Source organism: Bradyrhizobium sp. (genome assembly GCF_019242285.1).
Classification (GTDB): domain Bacteria; phylum Pseudomonadota; class Alphaproteobacteria; order Rhizobiales; family Xanthobacteraceae; genus Bradyrhizobium.
In genome coordinates, this window is sequence record NZ_JAFAVV010000939.1 from 1 (window position 1) to 9,865 (window position 9,865).

Annotated in this window: 10 protein-coding genes; 7 read left to right on the forward strand and 3 right to left on the reverse strand. The window is 66.4% G+C overall.

The genetic code is table 11. The features are described from left to right. Nucleotides 1-143 precede the first annotated feature (143 nt). The 7 genes from JOY90_RS38410 to JOY90_RS38440 all read left to right on the forward strand — a co-directional run bounded on the left by JOY90_RS38410 (nucleotide 144) and on the right by JOY90_RS38440 (nucleotide 6,091). Entirely contained in the window at nucleotides 144-902 is a 759-nt protein-coding gene (locus JOY90_RS38410) for an ABC transporter ATP-binding protein (protein ID WP_291696291.1), read from the forward strand. 4 nt (nucleotides 903-906) lie between these two features. Next, nucleotides 907-1,776 (forward strand): metal ABC transporter permease, encoded by an 870-nt coding sequence (locus JOY90_RS38415; protein WP_291696292.1) that lies wholly within the window; start codon nucleotides 907-909, stop codon nucleotides 1,774-1,776. A 3-nt stretch (nucleotides 1,777-1,779) separates the two neighbouring features. Beyond that, the gene (locus tag JOY90_RS38420; RefSeq protein WP_291696293.1) at nucleotides 1,780-2,649 is read left to right on the forward strand and encodes a zinc ABC transporter substrate-binding protein; all 870 of its coding nucleotides are present in this window, start codon (nucleotides 1,780-1,782) and stop codon (nucleotides 2,647-2,649) included. 49 nt (nucleotides 2,650-2,698) lie between these two features. Then, nucleotides 2,699-3,757: a GTP-binding protein gene (locus JOY90_RS38425; RefSeq protein WP_291696294.1), complete on the forward strand. Its 1,059-nt coding sequence runs from the start codon at nucleotides 2,699-2,701 to the stop codon at nucleotides 3,755-3,757. Then, nucleotides 3,757-4,776: a WD40 repeat domain-containing protein gene (locus tag JOY90_RS38430; protein ID WP_291696295.1), complete on the forward strand. Its 1,020-nt coding sequence runs from the start codon at nucleotides 3,757-3,759 to the stop codon at nucleotides 4,774-4,776. The genes JOY90_RS38425 and JOY90_RS38430 overlap by 1 nt, the downstream gene beginning before the upstream one ends. Nucleotides 4,777-4,868: 92 nt before the next feature. After that, nucleotides 4,869-5,210, forward strand: coding sequence for a hypothetical protein (locus JOY90_RS38435; RefSeq protein WP_291696296.1), 342 nt, complete (start codon nucleotides 4,869-4,871; stop codon nucleotides 5,208-5,210). Nucleotides 5,211-5,350: 140 nt separating this feature from the next. After that, a complete protein-coding gene (locus JOY90_RS38440; RefSeq protein WP_291696297.1) occupies nucleotides 5,351-6,091 on the forward strand; it encodes an acetoacetate decarboxylase in 741 nt (246 codons plus the stop codon). A gap of 161 nt (nucleotides 6,092-6,252) precedes the next feature. On the opposite strand, the gene JOY90_RS38445 is transcribed toward JOY90_RS38440, so the two are convergent. From JOY90_RS38445 to JOY90_RS38455, 3 genes are all read right to left on the reverse strand, one after another. Beyond that, nucleotides 6,253-7,683 (reverse strand): homospermidine synthase, encoded by a 1,431-nt coding sequence (locus JOY90_RS38445; RefSeq protein ID WP_291696298.1) that lies wholly within the window; start codon nucleotides 7,681-7,683, stop codon nucleotides 6,253-6,255. A 135-nt stretch (nucleotides 7,684-7,818) separates the two neighbouring features. Then, nucleotides 7,819-8,421 carry a GNAT family N-acetyltransferase gene (locus JOY90_RS38450; protein WP_291696299.1) on the reverse strand — a complete coding sequence of 201 codons (603 nt, stop codon included), beginning with the start codon at nucleotides 8,419-8,421 and terminating at the stop codon, nucleotides 7,819-7,821. A 129-nt stretch (nucleotides 8,422-8,550) separates the two neighbouring features. Further along, the gene (locus JOY90_RS38455; protein ID WP_291696300.1) at nucleotides 8,551-9,693 is read right to left on the reverse strand and encodes a type III PLP-dependent enzyme; all 1,143 of its coding nucleotides are present in this window, start codon (nucleotides 9,691-9,693) and stop codon (nucleotides 8,551-8,553) included. Nucleotides 9,694-9,865: the final 172 nt, after the last annotated feature.

A 9,865-nucleotide genomic window follows, 5' to 3' on the forward strand; every position in this document is an offset into this window, starting at 1 on the left:
CATCCGCACGGGCCGGATGTGCCACATCCCGCTCAAATTGCGCCATGGTCGATCCTGCGGATGCCGGTTCTGTCCCGGCTCGCCGCGGCGGTTGCGGTCAGTGCCGCCCTGTGGGCGATCGTGCTTGCGGCGATGCGCTAGCCATGGTCCCACAACTGCAGTTTTCCGATGTCACGCTCGGCTATGACCGGCACCCGGCGGTGCATCATCTCTCGGGCGAGGTCGCGTCCGGCGCGCTGCTCGCGGTAGTGGGCCCGAACGGCGCCGGCAAGTCGACGCTGTTTCGCGGCATCCTCGGCATCCTCAAGCCGTTGTCGGGCGTGATCTCCCGCGGCGGCCTCGACGTCCGCGACATCGCCTATCTGCCGCAGACTGCCGACATCGACCGCAGCTTTCCGATTTCGGTGTTCGATCTCGTCGGCACCGGCCTGTGGCGGCAGACCGGCCTGTTCGGCGGCATTGGCAGGCCTGCGCGGGAGAAGATCGCGCAGGCGATCGCCGCCGTGGGCCTGACCGGCTTCGAGAATCGCGGCATCGGCACGCTCTCCGGCGGGCAGATGCAGCGCATGCTGTTCGCGCGCGTGCTGCTGCAGAATGCGCGGCTGATCGTGCTGGACGAGCCGTTCAACGCCATCGACGCCAAGACGGCGGCCGACCTGCTCGTGCTGGTGAAACGCTGGCATGCGGAGGGCCGGACGGTGCTCGCGGCATTGCACGACATGGAGCTGGTGCGCGCGCATTTTCCACAGACGCTGCTGCTGGCACGCGAACCGGTGGCCTGGGGCGCGACCGCGGACGTGCTGACGGCGGAGAACCTGCAGGAGGCCCGGCGGATGTGCGAGGCTTTCGACGACGATGCCGCGGCCTGCGTCGCGGATGAGCGGCCGCAGCGGGCGGCCTGACGCCATGATTTTCGACGCGCTGATCGCGCCCTTTTTCGAGTTCGAGTTCATGCGCCGCGCGCTGGCTGCAATCATCGCGCTGTCGCTCGGCGGCGCGCCGATCGGCGTGTTCCTGATGCTGCGGCGGATGAGCCTGGTCGGCGACGCCATGGCGCACGCGATCCTGCCGGGGGCCGCGATCGGCTTCCTCTTGTCCGGGCTCAATCTGTTCGCGATGGCGACCGGCGGCCTCGTCGCAGGCTTCGCGGTCGCGCTGCTGGCGGGCCTCGTCGCGCGATCGACCGGGCTGAAGGAGGATGCGTCTCTGGCGGCCTTCTATCTCACCTCGCTCGCGCTCGGGGTTGCCATCGTCTCCATCAAGGGCACCAATATCGACCTGCTGCACGTGCTGTTCGGCAACATCCTGGCGATGGACGATCAGACACTGTTGCTGGTCGCGTTCAACGCCACGCTGACCTTGCTGGCGCTCGCCGTGATCTACCGGCCGCTGGTGATCGAGAGCGTCGATCCCCTGTTCCTGCGCACCGTCAGCCGGGCCGGCGCGCCGGCGCATTTCGCTTTCTTGGCGCTGGTCGTGATCAACCTCGTCAGCGGTTTCCAGGCGCTCGGCACCCTGCTCGCGGTCGGCCTGATGATCCTGCCAGCCGGCATCGCGCGGTTCTGGTCGCGCGACATCACGCCGATGATCTGCATCGCGGTCTCGAGTGCGATCGTTTCCGGCTATGCCGGCCTCGTATGGTCGTTCCAGACCAAGGTGCCGTCGGGTCCGGCGATCATCCTGGTGGCGGCGCTGCTCTACGCAGCTTCCGTCCTGTTCGGACGCCATAGCGGCCTGGTGCGGCAGTTGTTTCCCGGCCGCCACCTCGAGGCGTGAGCGATGCGGCGGTTATGGCTTGCCGCGTTGGTCGTGGCGGTGGCGTCAGGCCCGCTTCGCGCAGACGAGCGACTGAAGGTGGTCGCGAGCTTCTCGATCCTCGCCGATTTCGTGAAGAATGTCGGCGGCGACAAGGTCGATGTGACGACCCTGGTCGGCCCGAACGGCGACGTCCACGTCTATACGCCGACGCCCGCCGACGCGCGCAAGATCGCGTCGGCCGGGCTCATCGTCGTGAACGGCCTCGGCCTCGAAGGCTGGTTGCCGCGGCTGGTGCAGTCCTCCGGCAGCAAGGCGGCGACCATCATCGCCAGCGGCGGGATCGAACCGCTGAAGTCGGATAGCGAGACCGACCCCCACGCCTGGCAATCGGTCGCCAATGCGAAAATCTACGTCGCCAATATCCGCGATGCGCTGCTGGCGGCGGACGCTGTTGACGCCGATACTTTTCGGAAAAATGCCGAAGCCTATCTGGCCCGGCTCGATGCGCTCGATGCCGAGGTGCGAGCCGCGGTCGCCAACATTCCACCCGAGCGGCGCAAGGTGATCTCGACCCACCGGGCATTCGGCTATTTCGCCGCCGCCTACGGCATCGCCTTCATCGCACCGCAGGGAGTCTCGACCGACACCGAGCCGTCCGCGCGCGACGTCGCGGCCATCATCGGAGAGATCAGGGCCGCGCGAATACCGGCGCTGTTCCTCGAGAACTTGAGCGATCCGCGGCTGATCGACAGGATGGCAGCGGAGACTGGCGCCAAGGTCGGCGGCACCCTCTATTCGGATAGCCTGACCGGTGAAAAGGGGGCGGTCCCCACTTACATTGACCTCGTCAGGCACAATATAAGGGCGCTGGGCAGCGCGCTTTCGGGATGAGGGCGGGGGCCACCCCGCCGCTGCTTGCTGCCCGATTTTCGGAGTGATCATGGCTGAAGCTTCCAAAATTCCAGTCACCGTGCTGACCGGCTATCTCGGCGCCGGCAAGACCACACTGTTGAACCGCATCCTGTCGGAGAACCACGGCAAGAAATACGCCGTCATCGTCAACGAATTCGGCGAGATCGGGATCGACAACGACCTCATCATCGGTGCCGACGAGGAAGTGTTCGAGATGAACAATGGGTGCGTCTGCTGTACCGTGCGCGGCGACCTCGTGCGCATCCTCGACGGCCTGATGAAGCGCAAGGGCAAGTTCGACGCCATCATCGTCGAGACCACGGGCCTTGCCGATCCGGCGCCGGTGGCGCAGACCTTCTTCGTCGACGAGGACGTGCAGAAGAACGCGCGGCTCGACGCGGTGGTGACGGTGGCCGATGCCAAATGGCTGTCCGATCGCCTGAAGGATGCGCCGGAAGCCAAGAACCAGATCGCCTTTGCCGACGTCATCGTGCTGAACAAGACCGACCTGGTGTCGAAGCCGGAACTCGCCGAGGTCGAGGCGCGCATCCGCGGCATCAATCCCTATGCCAAGCTGCATCGCACCGAGCGCTGCCGGGTGGGTCTGAACGATGTGCTGGAGCGTGGCGCCTTCGATCTCGACCGCATCCTGGAGATCGAGCCGGATTTCCTCGATGCCGGCGACGAGCACGATCACGACCATGACCATGATCATGATCATCACCACCATCACGGCCATGATCACCACCATCATGATCACGGCCATGGCCTGAAGCACTATCACGACGAGGACATGCACTCGCTGTCGCTCAGGACCGACAAGCCGCTCGATCCCACCCGGTTCATGCCCTGGCTGCAGCGGCTGGTCGCGGAGGAGGGCCAGAAGATCCTGCGCTCCAAGGGTATCCTGGCGTTCCAGGGCGACGACGACCGGTACGTGTTCCAGGGCGTGCACATGATGCTGGAGGGCGACCACCAGCGGAAATGGAAAGAGGGTGAGCCGCGCGAGAGCCGGCTCGTGTTCATCGGTCGCGAATTGCCGGAGCAGATGATCCGCGACGGTTTCGAGCGCTGCATCGTCACGTGATGTCACAAGCCGGACCAGGCGGCGGACAGGCCTCCATCGCTTCCATCACCGATCGGGTCACGCCGGTGTCGCTCGGCGCGCCAGTGAGCTCGGTGCATTTTCTGCGAGATAACGCGGTCTTCGTCGGCGCCGAGGAGAGCGTTGCCTTCGTCGATAAGGCGGGCGAGATCGGCCGCGTTGCCACCCATGGCGGCGGCATCCTCTGCGCGGTGTCGGACGGCAAGCGCGTCGTCTCCGGCGGTGACGACGGCAAGGTCGTCGCGGTCGATGCCGAGGGCGAGGTCGCGGTGCTCGCGACCGACGCCAAGCGGCGCTGGATCGACTGCGTGGCGCTGCATGGCGATGGCGCCTTCGCCTGGTCGGCAGGCAAGACCGCCTTCGTCAGGAGCGGCAAGGGCGAGGAAAAATCGCTCGAGGTGCCCTCGACCGTCGGCGGGCTGGCCTTCGCGCCGAAGGGCCTGCGGCTCGCGATCGCGCATTACAATGGCGCCACCCTGTGGTTTCCCAACATGACGGGGACGCCGGAGTCGCTCACCTGGGCCGGCTCGCAACTCGGCGTCACCTTCAGCCCCGACAACCGCTTCCTGGTCACCGCGATGCACGAGCCGGCGCTGCATGGCTGGCGGCTCGCCGACAGCCGCCACATGCGCATGTCCGGCTATCCCGGCCGGGTCCGCTCGATGGCCTGGAGCGCGGGCGGCAAGTTCCTGGCGACCTCCGGTGCCGACAGCGTGATCGCATGGCCGTTCGCCAGCAAGGACGGGCCGATGGGCAAGGAGCCGGCGATGCTGGCGCCGCTGCCGGTGCGCGCCACCGTCGTGGCCTGCCATCCGAAGCAGGACATCCTCGCGGCCGGTTACGAGGACGGCACCATCCTGATGGTGCGTATGGAGGACGGCGGCGAACTCCTGGTGCGGCGAAACGGCAACCCGCCGGTCGCGGCCCTGGCCTGGAACGCCGACGGCAGCCGGCTCGCTTTCGCGGACGAGCAGGGCGACGCCGGCCTGCTGGCCCTTTGAGGCGCTGGTTCCCCTTTCCTGCCATCATTGCCGGAACCCGGCGCGGCACTGTTCGTTGACACCCGGGCAATAAACCTTGGGGATACGACGCAATGTCAGCTGACGAGCGTAAGGGCCTGCCGGGGCTGGAAATGGGAGTGGCCGTGCTCCTGATGGTGGCTGGGCTCCTGATGTCCGGCGTCTCGCTCGCGCAGATCAGGGGCGAGGATCGCCTGGAAGTGGCGCAGGCCACGCCGCCGACGCAGGTGTCGCCGCCGTCCGACAGCAAGGCGCCAGCCGAGTCGAAACCCGGCGGCACGCGCCCGACCACGCCCGCGCCCGAACCGGCGCGTCCCGATCCGGAGGCGCAGAAGGAAGGCGCCAAGGCTGCGCTGCCGCCCGCGCCGGCCGAGAAGATGGCGCCTCCGATCAAGGATAACAGCGCGCCCAGGTAGTCGCTCACGTAGCCGCCGCGGTGTGACGGTGCCATGACGGCATCTGACACCGATGTGAGCCGCTGCCGAATTTACGGCCTCGCCTGTCCGAGCCTGTGGCGCCATATTCGGCGACAGCAGGGGTGAAACGCGAGGACTCCATGAAGATAGAGGACATCAGGCGCACCGCCTATTCGATGCCGCTGACCAGCCCATCGTTTCCGCCGGGACCCTATCGTTTCTTCAACCGCGAATATTTCGTCATCACCTATCGGACCGATCCGGAGGCGCTGGCGGCCGTCGTGCCGGAGCCGCTGGAAGTCGCTGAGCCGGTGGTGAAATACGAGTTCATCCGGATGCCTGATTCCACCGGCTTCGGCGACTACACCGAGACCGGACAGGTGATCCCCGTGCGCTTCAAGGGCGAGGAGGGCGCCTATACGCACGCGATGTATCTGGATGACGAAGGCCCGATCGCCGGCGGCCGCGAGCTCTGGGGTTTCCCGAAGAAGCTGGCGCGGCCGAAGATCGAGGTCGAGAGCGACGTGCTGGTCGGCACGCTGCATTACGGCTCGGTGCTCTGCGTATCCGCCACCATGGGCTACAAGCACCGCGCTATGGACCTCGACACGGTGCTGAAAGGGATGAAGGCGCCGAATTTCATTCTCAAGATCATCCCCGATGTCGACGGTGGCGCCCGTATCTGCGAACTGGTGCGCTTCCACCTCGAGGACATCACGCTCAAGGAGGCCTGGACCGGCCCCGCCGCGCTTGGCCTGTTTCCCCACGCACTCTGCGACGTCGCCCGTCTCCCCGTTCGCGAGGTGATATCGGCGCTGCACTTCAAGGCCGATTTGACGCTGGGGCTAGGGAAAGTGGCGTTCGACTATCTCGCCAAATGACGCACCGTGGCCATCACCACCGCTGTCATGCTCGCGAAGCGGGCATCCAGCATCCCGGAGGCGGCAGTGCTTGGGCCGATAGGCCGCGGCGTACTGGATCGCCCGGTCAAGCCGGACGATGACAGCGGAGTTTGAGGTAATAGGCGCCGAGGAGCGTTAGGTCACCGTACCAGCACATTCCGGAACTGCCACGGGTCGCTCGTATCGATGTCTTCCGGAAACAATCCCGGCCGGTCGGTCAGCGGCGTCCAGTCCGTGTAAAAACCTTTCACCGGGCCGAGATAGGGCATCTGGATTTCCAGGCAGCAGCGGAAGTCCATCTCGTCGGCCTCGACGATGCCCTCGGTCGGATTTTCCAGCGCCCAGACCATGCCGGCGAGCACGGCGGAGGACACCTGCAGGCCGGTCGCGTTCTGGTAGGGCGCGAGCTTGCGCGTCTCCTCGATCGAGAGCTGCGAGCCAAACCAATAGGCGTTCCTGGCGTGGCCGTAGACCAGCACGCCGAGTTCGTCGATGCCGTCGACGATCTCGTTCTCGTCCAGGATGTGCCAGGAGGGCTGCATCCGCCCGGTGGCGCCGAACATCTCGTGCAGTGACAGCACGGCGTCGTTGGCTGGATGGTAGGCGTAGTGGCAGGTCGGGCGGTACACGACCTTATTGCCGTCGCGCACGGTGAAATAGTCGGCGATGGAGATCGACTCATTATGGGTGACGAGGAAACCGTATTGCGCGCCGGGCGTCGGGCACCAGGAGCGCACACGGGTGTTGGCGCCGGGTTGCGCCAGGTAGATCGCGGCGCCGCAGCCATCGGGATGAGTACGGCCGTTCTCCGGCATCCATGTCTCGTGGGTGCCCCAGCCGAGCTCGGCCGGCTGCATGCCCTCGGAGACGAAACCTTCCACCGACCAGGTGTTGACGAACACGTTCATCGGCTTGGGCTTCCTGGAGCGCTGGGTGTCGCGCTCGGCGATGTGGATGCCCTTGACGCCGAGCTTGTGGGCGAGCTCTCCCCAGCCCTCGCGGCTCTTCGGCTCGTTGAACGCGGTGTTCGTGTCGCGGGCGATGTCGAGCAGCGCCTGTTTGACGAACCACGACACCATGCCGGGGTTGGCGCCGCAGGTGGAGACCGCGGTGGTGCCGCCAGGCATCTTGCGCCGCGCCTCCAGCAGGGTCTCGCGCAGCGCGTAATTGGAGCGCTTGTCCGAGCCGACGCTCTTGTCGAAATAGAAGCCCGCCCACGGCTCGACCACGGTGTCGATATAGAGCGCGCCGATCTCGCGGCACATTGTCATGATGTCGACCGAAGAGGTGTCGACCGAGAGGTTGACGCAGAAGCCCTGGCCGCCGCCGGCGGTCAGCAGGGGCACCAGCAGCTCGCGATAATTGTCGCGCGTCACGGCCTGCTTGATGAAGCGGACGCCGTGCTGCTTCGCAAGCTCGCCGTCCTCGTGCGGATCGATGATGACGAAGCGCGACTTGTCATAGTCGAAATGCCGCTCGATCAGGGGCAGCGTGCCCTTGCCGATCGAACCGAAGCCGATCATCACAATGGGGCCGGAAATCTTCGCGTGGATCTGCGAGGAAGGGCTCATCAATGTTCTCCAGAAAACGGCGTGGCATCTGACGCCTCAGGGCTGGCCTCCGGGCGACGTGGGATCAGGCGGGGCGCGCCTTCGCTATCGCACTGCGGCGGCGATGTCACCCCGCAGGCTGCCGACCTGCGGCGATCAGGCCATGTGAGCGACGAGCCGCGCGGCCTTCCGTGAGCGCCTGGCGCGGATTTCAGGCAAGGCCGCGCCGGTCGGGACGATCATACCCCAGGCGCCGTCAAGGGCGCCTTGGGCCAACTCGAGGCCGAGCAGGCGCTCGCGCTCGAACGGTCCGGGCAGCATCAATTCGCCGGCCTTCGCCGCCGAGAAGCCGAAGCGGGCATAATAGGGCGCATCGCCGAGCAGGATCACGGCGGCATGCCCGCGCGCCCGGGCGGCGGCCAGCGCTTGATACATCAGCGCGGCGCCGATCCCGAGCTCGCGGCAGGCAGGATCGACCGCGAGCGGTCCGAGGACCAGAGCGGGCCTGCCTCCGGCGCTGACGTGCCACAGCCGCACGGTTCCCACGAGCTTGCCCTTGCGCACCGCGGCCAGCGCGAGGCCGGCGGCGGGGGCGCGTCCGTCGCGCAGGCGCTGGCAGGTGCGGCCATGGCGGTTCTCGCCAAAGCAGGCATCGAGCAGCGCTTCACGGGCGGTGACGTCGGGTGCACGCTCCGCACGGATCACGAACGGAGCGGCATGCGAGGTGAGGGCGGCCGGTGGCTTCCGAAGAGCGGTCATGGCACGTCAGTCCCTGCTTGAACCCGCACGCCGAGGCCCGCGGTCAAGCGTTGTCAGAATTCGAGATGTCAGGGAGGGAGCCGGCTGGCCGGCTCCCCGATTCATCGGCCTCGGGCAAAGAGGCGTCGATCAGATGTGGTAGGTTCTCAGCGGCGGAATGCCGTTGAAGGCCACCGACGAGTAGGTCGAGGTATAGGCCCCGGTCCCCTCGATCAGTATCTTGTCGCCGATCTCGAGCGTCACCGGCAGCGGATAAGGCAACTTCTCGTACAGCACGTCGGCGGAGTCGCAAGTCGGGCCTGCGAGCACGCACGGCGTCATCTCCGCCCCGTCATGCGGGGTGCGGATCGCGTAGCGGATCGACTCGTCCATGGTCTCGGCGAGACCGCCGAACTTGCCGATGTCGAGATAGACCCAGCGCACCTCGTCCTCGTCGCTCTTCCTGGAGATCAGGACGACTTCGGACTCGATGACGCCGGCATTGCCAACCATGCCGCGTCCCGGCTCGATGATGGTCTCCGGGATCTGGTTGCCGAAATGCTTGCGCAGCGCACGGAAGATCGAGCGGCCGTACTGCACCACCGGCGGCACGTCCTTCAGGTACTTGGTCGGGAAGCCGCCGCCCATGTTGACCATGGACAGGTTCATGCCGCGCTCGGCGCAGTCGCGGAACACCTGCGAGACCATCGCGAGCGCACGGTCCCACGCCTTCACCTTGCGCTGCTGCGAGCCGACATGGAACGAGATGCCGCAGGGCTCGAGCCCCAGCCGTTTGGCGAGGTCGAGCACGTCGACCGCCATCTCCGGGTCGCAGCCGAACTTGCGCGACAACGGCCACTCGGCCCCGGCGCAGTCATAGAGGATGCGGCAGAACACCCGCGAGCCCGGCGCGGCACGCGCGATCTTCTCGACCTCGGCGACGCAGTCGACCGCGAACAGGCGGATGCCGAGCGCATAGGCGCGCGCGATGTCGCGCTCCTTCTTGATGGTGTTGCCATAGGAGATGCGATCGGGCGTAGCTCCAGCCGCCAGCGCCATCTCGATCTCCGCCACCGTCGCGGTGTCGAAGCACGAGCCGAGCGAGGCGAGCAGCGACAGCACCTCCGGCGCCGGATTGGCCTTCACCGCGTAGAACACGCGGCTGTCCGGCAGCGCCTTGGCAAAGCTCTGATAATTGTCGCGCACCACGTCGAGATCGACGACCAGACACGGCTCGGTGTCGAGGCCCTCACTGCGGCGGTGGCGCAGGAATTCCCTGATGCGTTCGGTCATAGCACCCTCCAAACGGCGCCCTGCGACGGGAGCCCGTTCAAATAGTTCTCGGACCTGAGTTCTTCGGCGCGACCGCACGATGGAGACGCGGTTACGCCTTGGAGTCAGACCGAATTGTGCTGCCGTGGATTGGTTGGGAATGCTCCCGCCCGCACACCTGGCAATGAAGGAC